The following is a 20627-nucleotide window of genomic DNA, read 5'->3' on the forward strand; positions in this document are numbered from 1 at the left end:
TCCGCGTTTGTGCTATACGACGCGGATGCACGACGGGTTTCACGATCGGATAGACGCCATTGCCGCCGACGCGATCGCGGAGCGTGCGTCCGCTTACGGTCATTCGATCGAAGAGGAGGTCGCTGCGGTGCGCCGCGAGGTGCGGCCGTTGACTATCGAGGAAAAGCTGGCCTTGTCGGCGAGACAGCGGGCGATGGCGCCAACGGATTGTCTGTCCGACGACAGCACCCTCATCATCCGCTGGTATCGCGACACCAATCATGGGCGCGATACCGATGATGGCTGGCCCGATGACGACGGTCGTTGACGCCAGCGTCGCGATCAAACTGTCGGTAGAGGAACTGGGGTCGGCGGCAGCGCTCGAGTTGGTAAGGACCGAGCCGTTTCTCGTCGCGCACGACCTGATCCTGACCGAGGCGGCCAATGCCTATTGGTCTATGGTCCGCACCAGTAGGCTGCTGATGGTGCATGCCGAAGATAATCTGGAAAACCTGCCTAGGTACTTCAGCCGCCTGTACCCAACCGGCGGCTTGATACAGGACGCCTTGCGCATTGCGTTCCTGCTGCGCCATCCGGTCTACGATTGCGTCTATCTGGCGCTGGCCGTACGCCTGCAATGCCGCCTGATCACCGCCGACCGCAAATTTCAGATCAAGGCGGCGGAGCGCTTCAACGTCGAGCTGCTGCCGTTCGAGACGGAATGACCAGACGGGTCAATGCCCGATATATCGTCCCGGGCGGTGCCAGGCGATGAGGATGAGGCTGATCGCCGCGGCGCTCAGCGCAGACCAGGCGAGCTGGACGGCGCTGATGACCGGGATCGACGCGCAGAGGATGACGACGTCGATCGCGATCTGGGTGCGGCCGGCGTTCCAGCCGCGGGTGTTCTGGAGCCAGAGCGTGAGGATTCCGGTGCCGCCGACCCCTGCCTGATGGCGGGCGAGGACGAGGATGCCGAGGCCGATGACGGTACCGCCGACCAGTGCGGCGAAGGCGGGATGGACGTGGACGACGTCGATCGACAGGCGCGAGACGGTCGACAGCAGCGCGATGCCGAGGTTCACCAGCAGCGACTTGACCGCAAACTTCGCACCCATGACCCGGTGTGCGAAGGCGAAGAAGGGAATGTTGATGAGCGTGAACAGCACGCCCGCCGGGATCGGCAGCCAATAGGACAGCAGCAGGGCGATGCCGGCGACGCCGCCGGTGACCAGTCCGGCCGCTTTCAGGAAGACGAGGCCGAGCACCAGCAGGATGCAGCCGATCGCCAGCGCATAGGCATCCTCGGCGACGCTGTGCGGCCGGCCGATCGGAAGGGCGCCGGAGGGAAGGGAATCGTCGCGGGGCTGCATCGGACCTCATGCGTGATGGGTCAGGCGCCTCTCCCGGTCCGCCGCTCTGGTCGGCGGTGATCCCGTCATACAGCAGTCGACGGCGAACGGAAGCGTCACGAGATGCGACGGTGCTTTCCGCCGTAGCGCTGGCCGACATAGGTGCCGATCCGCGCCATCTCGCGCGCCGCGGCCTGCGTCGCCTCGGCGCAGCAGGGCAGGGGATCGCGCTCGGCCTGCGCGGCGCGCATCGCGACGCGATCGGTCAGCTCCTCGATATCGGCGCGGCTGAGCAGGTTCTTCTCGCGCAGCAGGCACACAAGGCTCTGGAGGATCACCAGACTCTCGTCGCCGGCGCGGGATTGCAGACCATTGTCCATCATCGCTCTCCTTACGTCTTCGAATAGAGAGTATGCCGTTATTCGTCTGGTGAAAAGACCAAATCGGTCCCGCTTAATCCGCCGATCCGCCCGGGGCATCCGCTCTCGGGGCATCCGCTACGGCTGGACATGCGCCCCCATTCGACCCAACGAGCGGGGTATCGCCCACAGATGGAACGAGACCTTGGCCGACTCTCCCACCGACACGCAGTATTTCGCCAGCTTCGACGGCACCCGCATCGCCTGGCGCGAACTGGGCGCGGGGCGGCCGGTGGTGCTGATCCACGGCTATTTCTCGAACACCGAGGTCAACTGGCTGAAATACGGCCATGCCGCGGCGGTCGCCGCGCGCGGCTTTCGCGTCATCATGCCCGACCTGCGCGGCCATGGTGCGAGCGACCGGCCGCACGATCCCGTCGCCTATCCGCCCGATGCGCTGATGCGCGACGGGCTGGCGCTGATCGCCCACCTCGGCCTGACCGACTATGACCTGGGCGGCTATTCACTGGGCGGGCGGACGACGATGCGGATGCTGGTCAACGGCGCGCGACCGGGCCGCGTGGTGCTGGCGGGCATGGGGCTGACCGGGATCCTGCAGACCTCCGGCCGCGGCGAATATTTCCGCAACATCCTGACCAACCTCGGCAGTTTCGAGCGCGGCACCAACGAATGGATGACCGAGGCCTTCCTCAAGACGACCAGGGGCGATCCGGTCGCCTTGCTCAACGTGCTGGGGACGTTCGTCGATACGCCGCTGGAGGCGCTGGCGGCGATCGACGTGCCGGTCGCGGTCGTCACCGGGGCCGAGGACGACGACAATGGCTCGGGCGCCGACCTAGCTGCGGCGCTGCCGCAGGCGGTGTTCCGCGAAGTGCCGGGCGGGCATATGAGCGCGGTGGCCAAGCCCGAACTAGGGCAGGCGATCGCGGAGTTTCTGGGCGCCGACCGGCCGGCTTGACCTGCGGGGGGTGAGACGCGCATCCTGCCGGCAACACCATGTTTGTCAGGGGTTTCCAGTCCATGCGTCTCGTTTCCACCGCCGCGATCGCCGCGGCGCTGTTCGTCATGCCCGCCGCCGCCCAGGGGACGGACCAGAACACCGGCCAGACCACGCCGCCGACCGCGGCCGGGGCCGATGCCTATGTCGCCGCGGTCGAAACGGAGGCGGCGGCCCTGTCGATCCCCGCCAACCAGACCGCCTGGGTCAACGCCACCTATATCACCGACGACACCGATGCGCTGACCGCGAAGTCGGGCGCCGAGCTGACCGAGAAGGCGGTGCAATGGGCGAAGGGGGCGGCGCGCTTCAACGGCGTCGCCGGCGTGTCGGGCGACACCCGCCGCAAGCTCGACCTGCTCAAGAACGGCGTCGGCCTTCCCGCGCCGACCACGCCGGGCGCCGCGACCGAGCTGGCGACGCTGACCACCCGGATGTCGTCCAGCTACGGCAAGGGCAAGGGCACGCTCGACGGCAAGCCGATCAACGGATCGGACATCGAGGCGGCGATGGGCGAGACGCGCGATCCCGCCCGGCTCAAGGAAATGTGGGTCAGCTGGAACGACAACGTCGGCGCGCCGATGCGCAAGGACTATATGCGGATGACCGCGATCTCCAACGCGGGGGCGAAGGAGCTGGGCTTCGGCGACGTCGGCGCGATGTGGCGGTCGGGCTACGACATGACGCCGCAGCAGTTCGAGGTGCTGACCGACCGGATCTGGAAGGAGGTCGAGCCGCTTTACATGGCGCTGCACACCTATGTGCGCTGGAAGCTCAACGAGAAATACGGCGATGCGGTGCAGGCGAAGACCGGACCGATCCGCAGCGACCTGCTCGGCAATATGTGGGCGCAGGAATGGGGCAATATCTATGACATCGTCGCGCCCAAGGGGGCAGGCGACGTCGGCTACGACACCGGCGAACTGCTGAAAGCCAAGGGCTACGACCCGGTGAAGATGGTGAAGCAGGGCGAGGCCTTCTATTCCTCGCTCGGCTTCGCGCCGCTGCCCGAGACGTTCTGGCAGCGCTCGCAGATCACCAAGCCCGCCGATCGCGAGGTGATCTGCCACGCCTCGGCCTGGGACATCGACAATGCCGACGATATCCGCATCAAGATGTGCACCAAGGTGAACGGCGACGATTTCGTCACGATCCACCACGAGCTGGGCCACAATTACTATCAGCGCGCCTACAAGGGCCAGCCGTTCCTCTACAAGAACGGCGCGAACGACGGCTTCCACGAAGCGATCGGCGATACCGTCGCACTGTCGATCACGCCCGATTATCTGGTGAAGATCGGCCTGCTCGCGCCCGCGCAGGTGCCGAGCGCGGACAAGGACATCGGTCTGTTGCTGCGCCAGGCGATGGACAAGGTCGCGTTCCTGCCGTTCGGTCTGCTCGTCGACAAATGGCGGTGGGACGTCTTCTCGGGCAAGATCGGTTCGGGCGATTACCAGAAGGGCTGGGACGCGCTGCGCCTGCGCTATCAGGGCATCGTGCCGCCGGTCGCGCGCGACGAAAGCAAGTTCGACGCGGGCGCGAAATATCACATCCCGGCGACGGTGCCCTACACGCGCTACTTCCTCGCGCGGGTGCTGCAGTTCCAGTTCTACAAGGCGGCGTGCGATCAGGCAGGCTGGAAGGGGCCGCTGCATCGCTGCTCCTTCTACGGCAACACGGCCGTCGGCGAGAAGCTGAACGCCATGCTCGCCATGGGCCAGTCGAAGCCGTGGCCCGATGCGCTGCAGGTCATGACCGGCAGCCGGCAGATGTCGGGCAAGGCGCTGGTCGATTATTTCGCGCCGCTGAAGACGTGGCTCGACGCGCAGAACAAGGGCAAGCCGACCGGCTGGTGACGGTTCGCCTCTTCTCCCCTCCCTATCAGGGAGGGGAGGAGAAGGCTCAGATCGTGTCGGGGATGGTGTTCTCGTCGGCGATGCCGGCCTGGAACGACTTGGACGCATCCTGTCCGTCCGGGGTGTGCGCCTTTTTGCCGCCCTCCTTGGGCGTGCTGCTGCGGAGCGTCAGCAGCGCGGCCGCGGCGGCGGCCCCGACCGCGGCGACGCCCGCACCGACCGCGGCAATGCCCCATTTGCTGGTGCCGCTGTCCTTGGTCGCCTTCTTCGGCCCCGGCTTCTTCGCGGTGGCGGCGCGGGGAGTCGCGCGTTTGGTCGAGCGTGGCTTCACCGCCTTGGCGGCCGAAGCGACCGTGCCCTCGGCCTTGGTCGCCGCCGCCTTGACCCGGCGTGTCGTCTTGGCGGCGGTGTCGGCGACCGCGGTTTCGACCTTTTCCTCCGTCGACGGCTCGGGCTTGGCGCGCGGCGTGCGCGGCTTGGCGGTGGCCGTCTTGGCCGGCGTGCTGCGCGTCGTGCTGGTCTTGCGCGGCGCGCGGCGGCGCGGCGTGGCGGCGGGCGATTCGGTCTTCGGCGTGTCGGTGGTGTCGTCGGCCACGGGCATGGACTCCCTGATTGGTTCGGGGGCGTAACGCATTACCGGCGGTTCGGCTCCGACTCCTAGCGGAACGGCGGTTCGTCGAAGGCGCGCAGCTTGCGACTATGCAGTTTCGCCCCCTCCAGCCGCAGCTGTTCGCACGTTTCGATCCCGATCCGCATATGCTCGCTGATCGCGCGTTCGTAGAAGCGGTTGGCCTGTCCGGGCAGCTTCAGCTCGCCATGCAGCGGCTTGTCCGACACGCACAGCAAGGTGCCGTAGGGGACGCGGAAGCGATAGCCCTGCGCGGCGATCGTCGCCGATTCCATGTCGATGCCGACCGCCCGGCTGAGCGAGAAGCGCAGCGCCGAGGCGGAATAGCGCAATTCCCAGTTGCGGTCGTCGGTGGTGACGATCGTGCCGGTCCGCAGGCGACGCTTCAGCTCCTCCCCCGACTGGCCGCTGACGATCTCCGACGCGCGCGCGAGCGCCTGCTGCACCTCGGCGATGGCGGGGACCGGGATCTCGGGCGGCAGCACGTCGTCGAGGACATGGTCGTCGCGCAGATAGGCATGGGCGAGGACATAGTCGCCGATCCGCTGCGAGGGCCGCAGGCCGCCGCAATGGCCGATCATCAGCCATGCTTCGGGGCGCAGCACAGCGAGATGGTCGCAGATTGTCTTGGCGTTGGATGGGCCGACCCCGATGTTGACCAATGTGATGCCGGTGCGGTCGTCCGCCATCAGGTGATAGGCGGGCATCTGGTGCCGCCGCCACGCGCTGTCGTTGACCAGCTTGTCGACGTCGCCGGGGTTGTCGATGACGATATTGCCCGCGCCCGACAGCGCGGTAAACCGGCTTTCCGGCCCCAGCTGCGACGCGCCCCAGCGGACGAATTCGTCGACGTAGCGATGATAGTTGGTGAACAGGACGAAGCGCTGCGTGTGCTCCGACGGCGTCCCCATATAATGGCGCAGGCGGGCGAGGCTGAAATCGGTGCGCAGGGCGTCGAACAGCGCGAGCGGGCGGCTGCCCCCGTCCGCAATCCACAGGCCGTCGGCGATCTCGTCGCCGATATGCGCGAGTTCGGTCGCCGGGAAATGGCGCGCCAGCTCGGTCGCCGACACCGTGTCGAGGCTGAGCGCATGGCCGGGATCGAGCACATAGGGAAAGGGGATTTCCTGCCGCCCCTCGATCGCCTCGACCGTCACGTCATAATCCTCGAGCAGCAGGGTCAGCTGTTCGGTCAGATAGTCGGCGAACAGGGCGGGCTTGGTGACGCTGATCGTATAATCGCCGGGCGAGACGAGCCGGCCGAACGAGCGCAGCGGCGTCGGGCGGTCGCCGACGGTGGCGTAGCGCAGGCGGATGACCGGATAGGCGAACGACCCGTCGATGCGGCTCTGCGGCGAGGGCGGCGTTCCATCGGTGAGATAGGCAGTCAGCGCGGCCTGGAGGCGATCGACCGAGGCGCGGTACAGGCGGTCGAGGTCCGCGACGATCTGGGATGCGGTTGTCATTGCGGATGGTTACGCAATGCCCGTGACGGAGGCAAGACGGGGCAGGGTTCTCCTGAGAACAGCTGGCATCCCCGCGCAGGCGGGAATCCATAATCACGACGGTCGCGGATGGAGCCGTGCCGTCAGCCAGTATGGATCCCCGCCTACGCGGGCATGACCAAGATGTGAGGCGTGGCTGTTACAGCTCGCCGAGCAGATATTCGGCGCTGCTGACCTTGAACTCGCCGGGCGCTTCGACGTGCAGCTGCTTCACGACGCCGTCCTCGACCAGCATCGTGTAGCGCTGGCTGCGCTTGCCCATGCCGAACTTGCTGCCGTCCATGGTCAGGCCGAGCGCTTCGGCGAAGTCGCCGTTGCCGTCCGCCAGCATGGTGATGCCGTCCGCGTCCGCCGACTTGGCCCAGGCGCCCATGACGAAGGCGTCGTTGACGGAGGTGCAGGCGATCTCGTCGACGCCCTTCGCCTTCAGTTCCTCGCGCTTCTCGATGAAGCCGGGCAGGTGCTTGGCGGAGCAGGTCGGGGTGAAGGCGCCGGGGACGGCGAACAGCGCGACGGTGCGGCCGGCGAAGAAGTCGGTGGCGCTGACCTGGTCGGGGCCGTCGGGTGTGACCTTCACGAGGGTGGCGCTGGGCAGGGTGTCGCCGACGGTGATCGTCATGGGGTCAGTCTCCGGATAGCAGCGGCCGCCGGTCGGCGGTGCGCCGCACAGGTCGGGCGGATCGATGGCGATTTCAAGCATGGCGTGTCGCCGCGCGGCGCCTATGTTGCATGACGATGCAAACGCCCGCTTATCTTTCCGGCCAGTTCCTCCTCGCGATGCCGGGTATGATCGATCCCCGTTTCGACCATGCGGTGATCGCGATCTGCGCGCACGACAAAGACGGCGCGATCGGCATCGGCGTCGGCGCGACGATCGACGGTCTCGGCCTGCACGACCTGCTCGACCAGTTCGAGATCGCGCACGGCGTCGCGCCCGACGCGCCGGTGCATTTCGGCGGACCGGTCGAGCCGCGGCGTGGCTTCGTCGTCCATTCGAACGACTGGGGCGGGCAGGACACGATCGATGTCGCCGGGCGCTGGTGCCTGTCGAGCACGGTCGACGTGCTGCGCGCGATCGCGGAGGGCAGCGGCCCGACCCGCTGGCTGGTGGCGCTCGGCTATGCCGGCTGGGGCGAGGGGCAGCTCGACGGCGAGCTGCTGCGCCCGGGCTGGTTCCATGTCGAGGGCGATGCCGGCCTGCTGTTCGACGCGCCGGCGGAAACGCGCTGGACCAGCGCCTTCGCACAGGCGGGGATCGACACCCGGCTGCTCGCGCCGACGACCGGCACCGCCTGATTCACATATAAAGATATCTTTATATTTGATCCGGGCGGCCGGGGCGGCTAAGGGCTGCGGCATCCATTATCTTCAGGAGCATGACCCGTGGCTACTGCGCTCGCGCCCAATGCCGAAACTGGCTCAAACACCGATTACGTCATCAAGGACATCGCGCTCGCCGATTTCGGTCGCGCCGAGATCCGCATCGCGGAAACCGAGATGCCGGGCCTGATGGCGCTGCGCGACGAATTCGGTGCAGCACAGCCGCTCAAGGGCGCGCGCATCACCGGCTCGCTGCACATGACGATCCAGACCGCGGTGCTGATCGAGACGCTGACCGCGCTGGGTGCCGACGTGCGCTGGGCGACGTGCAACATCTTCTCGACGCAGGACCACGCCGCCGCCGCGATCGCCGCGACCGGCGTGCCCGTGTTCGCGGTGAAGGGCGAGAGCCTGGCCGATTACTGGGATTATGTCGGCGACATCTTCTCGTGGGATCGTGACGTCGACGGCCAGACCGCCAACATCATCCTCGACGACGGCGGCGATGCGACGATGTTCGCGCTCTGGGGCGCGAAGCTCGAGGCCGGCCACACGCTCGGCGAGCCGGAGAACGAGGAAGAGGTCGAATTCCAGCGCGCGCTCAAGGCGTTCATCGCCAAGAAGCCGGGCTATCTGACCGAGACGGTCAAGAATCTGAAGGGCGTGTCGGAAGAGACGACCACCGGCGTCCACCGCCTGTACGAGATCGCCAAGAAGGGCGAGCTGCCCTTCCCGGCGATCAACGTCAACGACAGCGTTACCAAGTCGAAGTTCGACAACCTGTACGGCTGCAAGGAATCGCTGGTCGACGCGATCCGTCGCGCGACCGACGTCATGCTCGCCGGCAAGGTCGCCTGCGTCGCCGGCTTCGGTGACGTCGGCAAGGGCTCGGCGCAGTCGCTCCGCAACGGCGGCGCGCGAGTGATGGTGACCGAGGTCGATCCGATTTGCGCCCTGCAGGCCGCGATGGAAGGCTTCGAGGTCGTGACGATGGACGAGGCGGTGAAGCGCGCCGACATCTTCTGCACCGCGACCGGCAACGCCGACGTCATCACCGCCGATCACATGAAGGCGATGAAGCCGATGTCGATCGTCTGCAACATCGGCCACTTCGACAGCGAGATCCAGATCGCCGCGCTGTCGAACTACAAGTGGACCGAAGTGAAGCCCGGCACCGACCTGGTCGAGTTCCCGGACGGCAAGCAGATCATCGTGCTCGCCAAGGGGCGACTGGTGAACCTGGGCTGCGCGACCGGCCACCCGTCGTTCGTGATGTCGGCGTCGTTCACCAACCAGACGCTCGCGCAGATCGAGCTGTGGACGAAGGGCGAGAACTACAAGAACGACGTCTACGTCCTGCCCAAGCACCTCGACGAGAAGGTTGCCGCGCTGCACCTCGAAAAGCTCGGCGTGAAGCTGTCGCAGCTGACCGCGAAGCAGGCGAGCTACATCGGCGTGCCGGTCGAGGGGCCGTTCAAGCCGGATCATTATCGCTACTGATCGGACGCGATCGGTTTCGATGCGACGAGGGCGGTGCCGAAAGGTGCCGCCCTTTTCGTTTGTGATCCTCTCCTCCTTGCGAGGGAGGGTAAGCATGATGCCTCCGGATCAACGACATTGCCGCTGCCGTATGTTCCGTTCTACAGCTTAACGCGAGGGTGCCGTCGGGAGGCATGACGAGGGGTAGGCGTTGATCCAGCTTTCAGTGATGGCGGCGGTCGTATGTGGTGCGATACTCGCGCTGCTGCTCGGCGGGGCCGGCTATGCGCTGTTCGTCGGCTGGCGCCTCCACGGCGAGGCGGCGGCGGTGCTGGATTATAGCCGCGAGACGGAGGCGCTGCGCAGCGTGTCGCCGGCGATGGCGATGCTGGTGCGCGCCGACGGCCGGGTCGAGATGCCGCCGCGGCTGGTCGACTGGTTCGGGCTGGATGCGTCGCCGCGGTTTCTGCAGGATCTGGCGGCGGACGGATCGGGACTGCACCCGGTCGAGGCGCAGGCGCTCGCCAACGATATCAAGGCGGCGCAGCGCGCCGGCCGCGGCTTCGAACGCGCCTTGCATCCGCAGGGGTCGGGCCGCGCGATCACGGTGCGGGGCAGCCGGGCGCCGGGCGAACTGGGCGCGACCGGCGCGGTCGTGGTGTGGACGCTCGACGCGACCGACAGCGAATCGGAGATCACGCGCCTGCGCGACGAGGTCGGGTCGCTGTCGATCGCCTTCGACGCGCTGACCGGGCTGATCGAGGCGGCGCCGCTGCCGATGTGGTATCGCGGCTCCGACCTGCGGCTGGCGATGGTCAACACCGCCTATGTGCGTGCGGTGGAGGGCGCGGACGCCGCCGATGTCGTGGCGCGGCAACTGGAGCTGGTCGAGGGATCGGGGCGCGGGGGGCCGCGTGCGGGTGCGCAGGCGGCGCGCGCGATGGGGACGCCGCAGCGCGAGGTGCTGCCCGCGACGATCGAGGGCGAGCGCCGCTCGCTCGAGGTGCACGACGTGCCGCTGCCCACCGGCGGCGTCGCCAGCTTCGCCGTCGATATTGAAGATCTTGAACAGTCACGTGCCGGCGCCAAACGCTTCGCCGACGCGCAACGTGCGATGCTCGATCGGCTGTCCGCGGGGGTCGCGCAATTCGGCCCCGACCGCGGTCTGGTGTTCTGTAACCAGCCGTTCCGCAGGATGTTCGCGATGCGCGCCGAATGGCTCGCCGACCGTCCCGAGTTCGACCGCGTGCTGGAGCGGATGCGCGAGGCGAGCCGGTTGCCCGAGGTGCGTGACTTTCCGAGCTGGAAGGTCGAGCGCCGCGCGTGGTTCGTCCCCGGCGACACCGCGATCGAGGAAAGCTGGCACCTGCCCGGCGGCACGCACCTGCGCGTCGTCGCCCAGCCGTTGCCGGACGGCGGCCTGCTCGCGATCTTCGAGGACCGCACCGAGCAGGTGCAACTGGCGAGCGCACGCGACACGCTGTTGCGGGTGCGGACCGCGACCTTCGACAATCTGTTCGAGGCGCTGGCGGTATTCGCCGCGGACGGCAAATTGCAATTGTGGAACAACCGGCTGCGCGCGGTCTGGGGGTTCGAGGAGGAGTTTCTCGCAGGCCATCCGCGCGTCGATGCCTTTGCCGAGGCGGCCGCGTCGAAGCTCGCGACGCCCAACCGCGCGGCATTGATCCCGGAACTGGTCCGATCGGCGACCGGGGACCGGCAGCAGCGCGCCGGCCGCGTCGCCTTCGCCGACGGACGCCATTTCGAATTTGCGGCGGTGCCGTTGCCGGACGGCAATGCGCTGCTGACGATGCTCGACATCACCGATAGCCGGCGCGCGGAACAGGCGCTGCGCGATCGCGCCAACGCGCTGGAGACGGCGGATCGGGTCAAGACGCAGTTCGTCGCGAACATGAGCTACGAACTGCGCACGCCGCTGACCTCGATCAGCGGGTTCGCCGAAATGCTGCACGCGGGCTATGCCGGCCAGCTGAGCCCCGACGCCGGCGGCTATGTCGAGGCGATCCTGCAATCGGTCGAGCGGCTCGGCTTGTTGATCGACGACGTGCTCGACCTGACGCAGGGCGGCGACGATGCCGAGATCGAGCGGATCGACGTCGATCTTGCCGCGACCGCGCGGGCGGCGGCGGAGACGATCATGCCCGCGGCGAAGCGTCGCAAGCTCGACTTCGCGGTGGAGCTGGCGCGGTCGACCGGGCGGGTCAGCGGCGATCCCAAGCGGCTGAAGGAAGTGGTCGAGCATCTTTTGCGCCATGCGGTTGCCTCAACGCCTGAAGGCGGGCGCATCCTGTTGCACAGCGACGGCAATGCGACGGGCGCGCGGATCATCGTATCCGACGACGGTTTCGGGATGGACGCGGAAAGCGTCGCGCGCGCGTTCGACCGGTTCGGCGAGCCCGGCATGCAGCCCACCGGCGAGCGCGCGCTGGGGCTGGGCCTGCCGCTGGCGAAGCAGTTCGTCGAGGCGCACGGCGGGCAGATCGATCTGGTGTCGGAGCCGGGCGAGGGGACGCTGGTGACGGTCGAATTGCCGCGGCGGTGAGGCTATGACTCCCATCCATTTGCCCGACGCGACGGCGACCGAGGCGTTCGGTGCGACGCTCGCCGACCATGTCCAGCCCGGCGACGTCATCACGCTCGCCGGCGATCTCGGCGCGGGCAAGACCAGCATCGCGCGCGGGTTGCTCGCCGCACTGGGCCTTGCCGGCGAGGCACCCAGCCCCAGTTTCGCGATCGTCCAGCCCTATGACCTGCCCGAGGTGCGGATGCCGGTGTTGCACGTCGACCTGTACCGGATCGACGACCCGGGCGAGATGGCGGAACTGGGGCTGGACGAGGCGCTGTCGGATACGCTGCTGCTGGTCGAATGGCCGGAGCGTGCGCCCGATCACTGGCCGCATGCGCTGGCGCTCACCCTGTCGCCGGCACCGGACGGCGGACGAATCTTGACAGCGGACGTGCCGGCGGGTTGGAGGCGGCGATGGCCGATATGACCCCGCCCGCCGGCGCTCCCGCTTTCCTCGCGCAACACGGCTGGGCCGGCGATCTGTCTCCTGTTGCAGGCGATGCCTCGTTCCGCCGCTATTTTCGAGTGACGAGCGAAGGGCGAACGGCGATCCTGATGGACGCGCCGCCGCCACACGAGGACCCGCGACCGTTCATCGCGATCGCCGAATGGCTGCGCGGACGCGGGTTCGCCGCCCCTGCGATCCATGCGGCCGACCTCGATCAGGGGCTGGTGCTGCTTGAGGATTTCGGTGACGCCCGGCTGCGCGAGGCGGCGGATGCGGACGAACCCGCAGCGCTGCCGCTCTATGCCGCGGCGATCGACCTGCTCGTCGAACTGCGCGCGCATCCGGCCGAAGGGCTCGCACCCTACGACCGCGCGGTGCTGCATCGCGAGGCGGGATTGCTGGTCGAATGGTATGCGCCGGCGCTGGGGCTCGATGTCGACGTCGCGGGCTATCACGCCGCCTGGGACGCGGTGTTCGACCATGCGCTGACCGACGAGCCGGTGACGGTGCTGCGCGATTACCATGCCGAAAACCTGATGCTGGTCGGCGCGGCGCAGTCACTGGGACTGCTCGATTTCCAGGACGCGCTCGCCGGCCATCCGGCCTACGACCTCGTGTCGCTGTTGCAGGACGCGCGGCGCGACGTCGATCCGGGCGTCGAGGAGGCGATGCTGCAACGCTATCGCGCGGCGACCGGTGCGGGCGAGGACTTCATGGCGGCCTATCACGTGCTCGGCGCGCAGCGGAACGCCAAGATCATCGGCATCTTCACCCGCCTGTGGAAGCGCGACGGCAAGCCGCGCTATCCGACGCTCTGCCCGCGGGTCTGGGCCTATCTGGAGCGGGACCTGTCGCATCCGGTGCTCGGCCCCGTCGCGCGCTGGTTCGACGACAACGTACCGCCCGAACTGCGCGGCGATCCTGCGATGCTGGCCACCGCCGCGGAGGCAGGGGCATGAACCGGCAAAGGTCGCTGCGCCCCGATCCGGGCGGCGTCGTGCCGGACACGGCGATGGTGATGGCGGCGGGCCTCGGCAAGCGGATGCGGCCGCTGACCGCGACGCGGCCCAAGCCGTTGGTCGAGGTGGCAGGCAAGCCGCTGATCGACCACGTCTTCGACCGGCTGGCCAGTGCGGGCGTCAAGCGCGCGATCGTCAACGTCCATTATCTCGCCGACACGCTGGAGGCGCACGTCACCGACCGGTTCGAGGGGATCGAGGTGATCGTCAGCGACGAGCGGCGTCAGTTGATGGAGACGGGCGGCGGGCTGGTGCAGGCGCGCGGCCTGCTCGGCGATGCGCCCGTGCTGGTCATCAACAGCGACAATTTGTGGCTCGACGGGCCGATCGACGCGATCAGGCTGCTCAGCCATCGCTGGGACGATGCGATCATGGACGCGCTGCTGCTGGTCGTGCCCTATGCGCGCGCCAACAATCATCACGGTCAGGGCGATTTCCGCGTCGCTGCCGACGGGCGGATCATCGGCCGGCGCAAGGAGGGCGCGACCGCGCCGTTCGTCTACACCGGTATCCAGATCCTTCATCCGCGCATCATCCGCGACTGGCCCGAGGGGCCGTTCTCCACCAACCTGTTCTGGAGCCGCGCGATCGAGGCGGGCCGCGCCTATGCGCAGGTGCATCAGGGCCTGTGGTTCGACGTCGGCACGCCCGCCGCCATTCCGAAGACGGAGGCGGTCATCGCCAATGGCTGAGGCGCGCAAGCCCCGGCTGTTCACGATCCCCTCGCACAAGGCGTTTGCCGATACGCTGGTCGCTGGACTGATGCGGCGGACCGCGGGCGACGCGATGGCGCTGGCCCGCGGGCTGGTGCTGCTGCCCAACAATCGCGCCGCGCGGGCGGTGACGGCGGCGTTCGTGCGGGCGAGCGGCGGCGGGCTGTTGCTGCCGCGGCTGGTGACGCTCGGCAGCCCCGATCTCGGTGAGGCGGTGGGCGCGGCGCTCGACCCGGTCGACGATCCCAGCCCGCCGCCGCCCGCGGTCGATCCGATGCAGCGACGGATGATCCTCGCGCGACTGGTGTTCGAGGAGCGTGCCCGCGCCGGTGCGTCGATCGACGCGGCGGAGGCAGTGCGGCTGGCGGGCGAATTGTGCCACACGCTCGACCAGCTGCTGGTCGAGGAGGTCGCGCCCGAGGCGTTGCGGGATATCGACCTCGCCCCCGAACTGACCGAACATTGGCAACGCGCGCTGTCGACCTTCGCGATCGTGCTCGAACGCTGGCCGGTCGAGCTTGCCGCGCTCGGCAGGATCGATGCCGCGACCCGGCGGCGGATACTGCTCGACCGGCTGGAGCAACGCTGGCGTGCGGCGCCGCCGACGGGCTTCGTCTGCGCGGCGGGCATCACCGATCCTGCGCCCGCGGTCGCACGGCTGCTCCGCTGCGTCGCGGAGGCGCCGCAGGGGATGACGGTGTTCGCAGGGCTCGACCTCGCGATGCCGCAGGAGGAATGGGACGCGCTCGGCCCGCATCGTCCCGATCCCGTCACCGGCCATATCCGCCGCTCGATCGAAACGCATCCGCAGTTCCACCTCAAACTGATGCTCGACCGGATGAGCGTTGGTCGCGGCGAGGTGGCGAACTGGCCCGGCACCGCCGGTCCCGATGCGGGCGCGGTGCGCGGCCGGGCGATCGCCAATGCGCTGGCGCCGGCCGCCTTCACCGGCAAATGGACCGACCTCAAGGCAGAGGACCGGCGGCTGACCGGCGTCGTCGCCGCCGAACTCGCTACCCCGGCGGAAGAGGCGCAGACGATCGCGCTGGCGCTGCGCGGCGCGCTGGAACAGGAGGGACAGACCGCCGCGCTGGTGACCCCCGACCGTGCGCTGGCGCGGCGGGTGGCGGTGCACCTCAAGCGCTGGGGGATCGACGCCAACGATACTGCGGGGCGGCCGTTGTCGATCCTGCCGCCGGGAACGTTGCTGCTTGCGCTTGCCGAAGCGGCGGCGCAGCGCTTCGCGCCGATGGCGTTGCTGGCGCTGTTGAAGCATCCGCTGGTGCGCAACGATCCGGACGACCGGGCTGTTCGTGGCGCGTGGCTCGACGGTACGCGCGGCGTCGATCGCGGCCTGCGCGGACCGCGGCCGGCTGCGGGGCTGGACGGGATCACCGGGCATCTGCTGACCAACCGGCGCGACCGTGCGGCGGCGTGGTTCGGCGAGGCGGTGGCGCTGCTCAAGCCGATCGAACTGGTCTGCGAACAGGGCGCGCAACCGCTGCCGGCGCTGCTGGCGGTGCTGCGCGAGACGGCACAGGCGTTGTGCGGCGACGAATTGTGGTCCGGGCCGGCGGGGCGGGCGGCGGCGGATTTCCTCGACGCGCTGGAACGCGAGGCGGCGATGGGGCCGCCGCGGGTCGCGCCCGATGGACTGGTGCCTCTGCTGCGCGGGTTGATGGACGAAGTCGCGGTCCGCTACGGATCGCGCGTCGGCCATCCGCGTATCGCGATCTATGGCCTGCTGGAGGCGCGGCTGCAGACCGCGGACCTGATGGTGCTGGGCGGGCTGAACGAAGGCGTATGGCCCGGGCGTCCGGCGCCCGACCCGTGGCTGGCGCCGCGGATCCGGGCGACGCTCGGCCTGCCGGGGCTGGAACGAGCGGTCGGCGTGGCGGCGCATGAATTCGGGCAGGCGCTGGGCGCGCCGCGCGCCATCGTGACGCGGGCACGGCGCGATGCTGCTTCCCCCGCGCTGGCGTCGCGATTATGGCTGCGATTGCAGGCGATGGCGGGCGACCGGTTCGTGCGGGCGCACGATCTGGAGGGCTGGGCGCGGGCGCTCGACGACCCGCAAGCGCACGAACCCGCGGATCGGCCGGCGCCGATGCCCGTACCGGCACTCCGCCCCAGAGTGATTTCGGTGACCGAGATCGACCGGCTGAAGGCGGACCCCTATGCGTTTTACGCCCGCCGGGTGCTCGGGCTGATGCCGCTTGATCCGGTCGACGCCGATCCCAGCGCAGCCTGGCGTGGCACCGCGGTGCACGACATCCTCGAACAATGGTGGAAGCTGGATCGGTGCGCCGCCGATGCGCTGATGGACCGCGCGACCGCGATGCTGGAGGACGAACGGACGCATCCGATGATGCGCGCGCTCTGGCGGCCGCGGCTGGTCGAGGCGATCGACTGGATCGCGCGCACGGTCGCCCAGCAGGATGCAGAGGGCCGCAAGGTCGCTTCTGCGGAGGGACAGGGACATATCGAGATCAACGGCGTCAGACTGTCGGGCCGCTACGACCGGGTCGACCGGCTCGCCGACGGCAGCCTTGCGATCGTCGATTACAAGACCGGCAAGCCGCCATCGTCCGCCGCGGTGCGGGCGGGTTACAGCCTGCAACTCGGGCTGCTCGGTGCCATCGCCGAGCGCGGGGGCTTCCCCGACGTCGCGGGCCGGGCCGGCGGGTTCGAATATTGGTCGCTCGGCAAGAAGCGCGACCAGTTCGGCTATATCGAAAGCCCGGTCGATGCCGAGGGCCGGCGCGAGAAGATCGTGACGGGCGAATTCACCACGATCGCGGTCGCCAATTTCGTCGATGCCGCGGCGAAATGGCTGACCGGCGACGAAGCCTTCACCGCCAAGCTGGTGCCGGAATATGCGCCTTATGCCGAATACGACCAGTTGATGCGCAGGGACGAATGGTATGGCCGGGACTGACCTCGCCACCCTGCCGCGGCTCAAGGGCGCGCAGGCCGCGGCCAGCGATCCGCAGGCGCACGTCTGGCTGTCGGCCTCGGCCGGCACCGGCAAGACGCAGGTGCTGGCCGCACGCGTGTTCCGGCTGCTGCTGGGGGGAACGCAGCCCGGCGCGATCCTGTGCCTGACCTTCACCAAGGCAGGCGCGGCGGAAATGGCGCAGCGGATCAGCAACCGGCTCGCCGCCTGGGTACGGATGCCCGGGCCGCAGCTGGCTGCCGATCTGGAGGCGCTCGGCGAGCGTGCGACGCCGGACCTGCAGGCGCGGGCGCGCACCCTGTTCGCGGGCGTGCTCGACGCGCCGGGCGGGGGGCTGCGCATTCAGACCATCCATGGTTTCTGCCAGAGCCTGCTCGCCGCCTTCCCGGTCGAGGCGGGGCTGACCCCCGGTTTCCGGCCGTTGGAGGCGCGCGAGGAGGCGGTGTTGGCGCGCGAGACGCTGGCGACGCTGCTGGTGGAGGCCGAACGCGACGGTCGCGGCCGTCCGATCGAGACGATCGGCGCGCTGTCGCTGCGGATGGGCGAGGGCGGTGCCGAGGGGTTTCTGCTCGCCTGTGCCCGCTCGCTGGCGGCGCTGGAGGCGCTGCCGAGCGGGATCGGACCGTGGCTGCGCCGCGCGCTCGACCTGCCGCAGGGCAATATCGGCGAGGCGCTGGCGTCGGGCTGCGACGATATCGACGAATCGCTCGTCGAGCGGCTGGCGGCGGCGAACATGGCATGGGCGACCGCGACCGGAGTTGGCCATGCCGAAACGCTGAACCGCTGGCTCGCCGCGGCGCCGCAGGATCGCGCGCTGACGCTGTCCGATCTCGCCGGCGTGGTGCTGACCGGCAAGAACGAGCCGCGCAAGGCGTCGAAAAAGCTCGTCGATCTCGAACCGGACTATGCCGAACTTGCCGGTGCGCTGGGTGCGCATTGCCTCGACCTGCTGTCGCTGACGCAGCGCGCCGCCTACGCCGACCTGCTCGCGGATGCGCTCGACGTCGGCCGCGATTATGCGCGCGCCTATGCGGCGGCAAAGCGGCGATCGGGGGCGGTCGATTTCGACGATCTGATCGGCGTGACGGTGCGCCTGCTCGAACAGCCCGGCATCGGCGAATGGGTGCGCTACAAGCTCGACCAGGGGACCGAGCATGTCCTGATCGACGAGGCGCAGGACACCAACCTCAACCAATGGCGGATCGTCACCGCGCTGGCCGGGGAGTTCTTTGTCGGACGCGGCGTCCACGCTCCCTCGACACGGACGCTGTTCACGGTCGGCGATTTCAAGCAGGCGATCTTCGGCTTCCAAGGGACCGACCCGATCAACTTCCGCTGGGCGGAGGGGCATTTCGCCACCCGTGCCGCCGAGGTCGAGGGCGAGGCGGACTGGCCCGAAGCCGAGCGCGGCCTGCCGTTCCAGCGATTGTCGCTCACGCACAGCTTCCGTTCGACGCGGCCGATCCTCGAATTCGTCGACGCCGCTGTCGCCGCGGCGGGCGAGCCGGGGCTGGGCGCGATCGGCGACGTGCAGGAGCATGCCAGCGAGGTGCCGGGCCCGGGCACCGTCGAACTGTGGCCGCCCGTCGTCGCCGGTGGCAGCGACGAGGATGAGGAAGCGTGGATCGACGACACCGTGCGCGAACAGGCGGTGCGCGTCGCCCGCGCAGTGCGCGGCTGGATCGACGGCGGTCTGATGCTCGAGAGCAAGGGCCGGGCGCTCCGGCCCGAGGATGTGATGATCCTCGTCAAGCGGCGCGGCGACCTCGCCTCGCTGATCGTCGCGCGTTTGTATGCGGAGGGCGTGCCGGTCGCCGGCGTCGACCGGCTGCGGCTCAACGCGCCGCTGGCGGTGCAGGACCTGCTCGCCGCGGTGCGGTTCGTGTTGCAGCCGGAGGACGATTTGTCGCTGGGCTCGCTGCTGGTGTCGCCGCTGATCGGCTGGACGCAGGACGAGCTGATGCATGCCGCGCCGCGCGACCATGGCAGCCTGTGGCGGCATCTGACGCTGACCCAGACCGACGAGCTGCTCGCGCCGCTGCGCACGATGCTGCTGCGCGCCGATATCGCTACCCCCTACCAGTTCCTCGAGGAATTGCTGTCGGGACCGCTCGACGGACGGCGCAAGCTGCTGCGACGGCTGGGGGCGGAGGCGCGGGACCCGATCGAAGAACTGCTCAACGCGGCGCTGTCGTTCGAGACCAGCTCGACCCCGTCGCTGCAGCGCTTCCTCGACTGGTTCGATCGCGGCGATGTCGAGATCGTGCGCGACCCGTCGGCGCCGCTCGACGCGGTGCGGGTGATGACCGCGCACGGGGCCAAGGGCCTGCAGGCTCCGCTCGTGATCCTCGCGGACGCGACCGTCGATCCGACCGCGGCGCCGCGCGCGCTGGTGCGCTGGGCGCCGGAACCGGGCGCGCAGCCGATCCCGATCTTCCGTCCGCGCGCCGCCGAACGCGGCGGGCCGCTCGACGAGGCGATAGCGACGATCGAACGGCGCGAACTGGAGGAGCATTGGCGGCTGTTCTACGTCGCCGCCACGCGCGCGGAGGAACGGCTGGTGATCGGCGGCGCGCTGGGGCCGCGCGCCAAGGGCGAGCCGCCGCTTTCCAGCTGGTATGCCGCAGCGGCGCGCGCGCTCACCGACCTCGGCGTCGCGGTTGAGGGCGTGCGGACCTTCACCGGCAAGGCTGTGCACGCCCCCGTCAAGCCACGCCCCGCCACCAGGGCTGCGGTCGCGGAGGGGATCGCGCTGCCCGACTGGGCGCATCGCGATGCACCGACCGAATCGCGGCCGTCACGGCCGCTCGCGCCGTCGCAGCTCGGCGAGGATGAGGTCAGCGATCCGCCGCCCGGTCCCGCCATGCGCGCCGCGGCGGAACGGGGGCGGCTGATCCACGCATTGTTCGAACGCCTGCCACCAGTCGCGCCCGCGGATCGTGCAGCGAGTGCGGAGCGCTGGCTGGCGCTGGCGGGCGGCGTCGCCGATGCCGCCGTGCGGGCGGAGATCGCCGGCAGCGTGCTTGCGATCCTCGACGATCCGCGCTTCGCGGATCTGTTTGGTCCGGACGCGTTGGCCGAGGCGCCGATCGCGGCGACCCTCGCCAACGGGCTCGTCGTGTCCGGCACGGTCGATCGGCTCTTGATCGCCGACGACCACGTCCGCGTCGTCGATTTCAAGACCGGTCGTCGCGCGCCCGCGACGATGGCGGATATCCCGCGCTATCATCTCGACCAGATGGCGGCCTATGCCGCGGCGCTGGCGATGATCATTCCCGGGCGGCGGATCGAGGCGGCATTGCTCTATACCGGCGGCCCGACGCTCCACCCGCTCGACGCGGCGACGCTCGAACGGCACAAGCCGCGCTTTCGGCCACGGGAGCAAAGCTAGGCCGCGGACGGTTGAGC

The 20627-nt window shown here is 69.0% G+C and carries 17 protein-coding genes; 12 read left to right on the forward strand and 5 right to left on the reverse strand.

The window, feature by feature from the left end; genetic code table 11:
* The first annotated feature begins 25 nt into the window (after nucleotides 1-25).
* Both B2515_RS13965 and B2515_RS13970 read left to right on the forward strand, forming a co-directional pair.
* Entirely contained in the window at nucleotides 26-307 is a 282-nt protein-coding gene (locus B2515_RS13965; RefSeq protein ID WP_293877271.1) for a hypothetical protein, read from the forward strand.
* A complete protein-coding gene (locus B2515_RS13970; protein WP_293877272.1) occupies nucleotides 291-704 on the forward strand; it encodes a type II toxin-antitoxin system VapC family toxin in 414 nt (137 codons plus the stop codon). Before B2515_RS13965 ends, B2515_RS13970 begins: the two co-directional genes overlap by 17 nt.
* 9 nt (nucleotides 705-713) lie before the next feature.
* On the opposite strand, the gene B2515_RS13975 is transcribed toward B2515_RS13970, so the two are convergent.
* Both B2515_RS13975 and B2515_RS13980 read right to left on the reverse strand, forming a co-directional pair.
* Nucleotides 714-1352, reverse strand: coding sequence for a YitT family protein (locus tag B2515_RS13975; protein ID WP_293877273.1), 639 nt, complete (start codon nucleotides 1350-1352; stop codon nucleotides 714-716).
* A gap of 95 nt (nucleotides 1353-1447) precedes the next feature.
* On the reverse strand, nucleotides 1448-1711 hold the full coding sequence (locus B2515_RS13980; protein ID WP_414711408.1) for a hypothetical protein: 264 nt from the start codon (nucleotides 1709-1711) through the stop codon (nucleotides 1448-1450).
* 184 nt (nucleotides 1712-1895) lie between these two features.
* Here B2515_RS13980 and B2515_RS13985 point away from each other — a divergent pair, with 184 nt between their 5' ends.
* Together B2515_RS13985 and B2515_RS13990 are read left to right on the forward strand one after the other, a co-directional pair.
* Nucleotides 1896-2669 (forward strand): alpha/beta fold hydrolase, encoded by a 774-nt coding sequence (locus B2515_RS13985; protein ID WP_293877277.1) that lies wholly within the window; start codon nucleotides 1896-1898, stop codon nucleotides 2667-2669.
* Between the two features lie 62 nt (nucleotides 2670-2731).
* A complete protein-coding gene (locus tag B2515_RS13990) occupies nucleotides 2732-4564 on the forward strand; it encodes a M2 family metallopeptidase (protein ID WP_293877279.1) in 1833 nt (610 codons plus the stop codon).
* A gap of 46 nt (nucleotides 4565-4610) precedes the next feature.
* Here the strand turns inward: B2515_RS13990 and B2515_RS13995 are convergent, their stop codons facing one another.
* The 3 genes from B2515_RS13995 to B2515_RS14005 all read right to left on the reverse strand — a co-directional run bounded on the left by B2515_RS13995 (nucleotide 4611) and on the right by B2515_RS14005 (nucleotide 7316).
* Nucleotides 4611-5159 carry a hypothetical protein gene (locus B2515_RS13995; RefSeq protein WP_293877281.1) on the reverse strand — a complete coding sequence of 183 codons (549 nt, stop codon included), beginning with the start codon at nucleotides 5157-5159 and terminating at the stop codon, nucleotides 4611-4613.
* A 62-nt stretch (nucleotides 5160-5221) separates the two neighbouring features.
* Complete coding sequence (locus B2515_RS14000) at nucleotides 5222-6658, reverse strand: AMP nucleosidase (RefSeq protein WP_293877283.1); 1437 nt, start codon at nucleotides 6656-6658, stop codon at nucleotides 5222-5224.
* Nucleotides 6659-6836: 178 nt separating this feature from the next.
* Entirely contained in the window at nucleotides 6837-7316 is a 480-nt protein-coding gene (locus tag B2515_RS14005) for a peroxiredoxin (protein ID WP_293877654.1), read from the reverse strand.
* 116 nt (nucleotides 7317-7432) lie between these two features.
* Between B2515_RS14005 and B2515_RS14010 the strand changes: the two genes are divergently transcribed.
* The 8 genes from B2515_RS14010 (at nucleotide 7433) to addA (ending at nucleotide 20610) form a co-directional block, all read left to right on the forward strand.
* A complete protein-coding gene (locus B2515_RS14010) occupies nucleotides 7433-7993 on the forward strand; it encodes a YqgE/AlgH family protein (protein WP_293877285.1) in 561 nt (186 codons plus the stop codon).
* Nucleotides 7994-8080: 87 nt separating this feature from the next.
* Nucleotides 8081-9517 carry an adenosylhomocysteinase gene (ahcY, locus tag B2515_RS14015; RefSeq protein WP_293877287.1) on the forward strand — a complete coding sequence of 479 codons (1437 nt, stop codon included), beginning with the start codon at nucleotides 8081-8083 and terminating at the stop codon, nucleotides 9515-9517.
* Between the two features lie 190 nt (nucleotides 9518-9707).
* Complete coding sequence (locus B2515_RS14020; protein WP_293877289.1) at nucleotides 9708-12059, forward strand: PAS domain-containing sensor histidine kinase; 2352 nt, start codon at nucleotides 9708-9710, stop codon at nucleotides 12057-12059.
* A gap of 4 nt (nucleotides 12060-12063) precedes the next feature.
* On the forward strand, nucleotides 12064-12510 hold the full coding sequence (tsaE, locus tag B2515_RS14025) for a tRNA (adenosine(37)-N6)-threonylcarbamoyltransferase complex ATPase subunit type 1 TsaE (protein ID WP_293877291.1): 447 nt from the start codon (nucleotides 12064-12066) through the stop codon (nucleotides 12508-12510).
* Complete coding sequence (locus B2515_RS14030; protein WP_293877656.1) at nucleotides 12507-13490, forward strand: aminoglycoside phosphotransferase family protein; 984 nt, start codon at nucleotides 12507-12509, stop codon at nucleotides 13488-13490. Before tsaE ends, B2515_RS14030 begins: the two co-directional genes overlap by 4 nt.
* Nucleotides 13487-14242: a nucleotidyltransferase family protein gene (locus B2515_RS14035; RefSeq protein ID WP_293877293.1), complete on the forward strand. Its 756-nt coding sequence runs from the start codon at nucleotides 13487-13489 to the stop codon at nucleotides 14240-14242. The genes B2515_RS14030 and B2515_RS14035 overlap by 4 nt, the downstream gene beginning before the upstream one ends.
* Nucleotides 14235-17201 carry a double-strand break repair protein AddB gene (gene addB / locus B2515_RS14040; RefSeq protein WP_293877295.1) on the forward strand — a complete coding sequence of 989 codons (2967 nt, stop codon included), beginning with the start codon at nucleotides 14235-14237 and terminating at the stop codon, nucleotides 17199-17201. The genes B2515_RS14035 and addB overlap by 8 nt, the downstream gene beginning before the upstream one ends.
* Nucleotides 17188-20610, forward strand: coding sequence for a double-strand break repair helicase AddA (gene addA / locus B2515_RS14045; protein ID WP_293877297.1), 3423 nt, complete (start codon nucleotides 17188-17190; stop codon nucleotides 20608-20610). Before addB ends, addA begins: the two co-directional genes overlap by 14 nt.
* Nucleotides 20611-20627: the final 17 nt, after the last annotated feature.

The sequence above is a fragment of the Sphingomonas sp. UBA978 genome (assembly GCF_002292295.1).
In the GTDB taxonomy this organism is placed as follows: Bacteria; Pseudomonadota; Alphaproteobacteria; order Sphingomonadales; family Sphingomonadaceae; genus Sphingomonas.

Bases quoted from the DNA above. Each gene is read 5' to 3' on its own strand.
- B2515_RS13965 (WP_293877271.1), top strand. From the start codon at position 26: ATGCACGACGGGTTTCACGATCGGATAGACGCCATTGCCGCCGACGCG.
- B2515_RS13970 (WP_293877272.1), top strand. From the start codon at position 291: ATGACGACGGTCGTTGACGCCAGCGTCGCGATCAAACTGTCGGTAGAG.
- B2515_RS13975 (WP_293877273.1), bottom strand. From the start codon at position 1,352: ATGCAGCCCCGCGACGATTCCCTTCCCTCCGGCGCCCTTCCGATCGGC.
- B2515_RS13980 (WP_414711408.1), bottom strand. From the start codon at position 1,711: ATGGACAATGGTCTGCAATCCCGCGCCGGCGACGAGAGTCTGGTGATC.
- B2515_RS13990 (WP_293877279.1), top strand. From the start codon at position 2,732: ATGCGTCTCGTTTCCACCGCCGCGATCGCCGCGGCGCTGTTCGTCATG.
- B2515_RS14000 (WP_293877283.1), bottom strand. From the start codon at position 6,658: ATGACAACCGCATCCCAGATCGTCGCGGACCTCGACCGCCTGTACCGC.
- B2515_RS14005 (WP_293877654.1), bottom strand. From the start codon at position 7,316: ATGACGATCACCGTCGGCGACACCCTGCCCAGCGCCACCCTCGTGAAG.
- B2515_RS14010 (WP_293877285.1), top strand. From the start codon at position 7,433: ATGCAAACGCCCGCTTATCTTTCCGGCCAGTTCCTCCTCGCGATGCCG.
- tsaE (WP_293877291.1), top strand. From the start codon at position 12,064: ATGACTCCCATCCATTTGCCCGACGCGACGGCGACCGAGGCGTTCGGT.
- B2515_RS14030 (WP_293877656.1), top strand. From the start codon at position 12,507: ATGACCCCGCCCGCCGGCGCTCCCGCTTTCCTCGCGCAACACGGCTGG.
- B2515_RS14035 (WP_293877293.1), top strand. From the start codon at position 13,487: ATGAACCGGCAAAGGTCGCTGCGCCCCGATCCGGGCGGCGTCGTGCCG.
- addB (WP_293877295.1), top strand. From the start codon at position 14,235: ATGGCTGAGGCGCGCAAGCCCCGGCTGTTCACGATCCCCTCGCACAAG.
- addA (WP_293877297.1), top strand. From the start codon at position 17,188: ATGGCCGGGACTGACCTCGCCACCCTGCCGCGGCTCAAGGGCGCGCAG.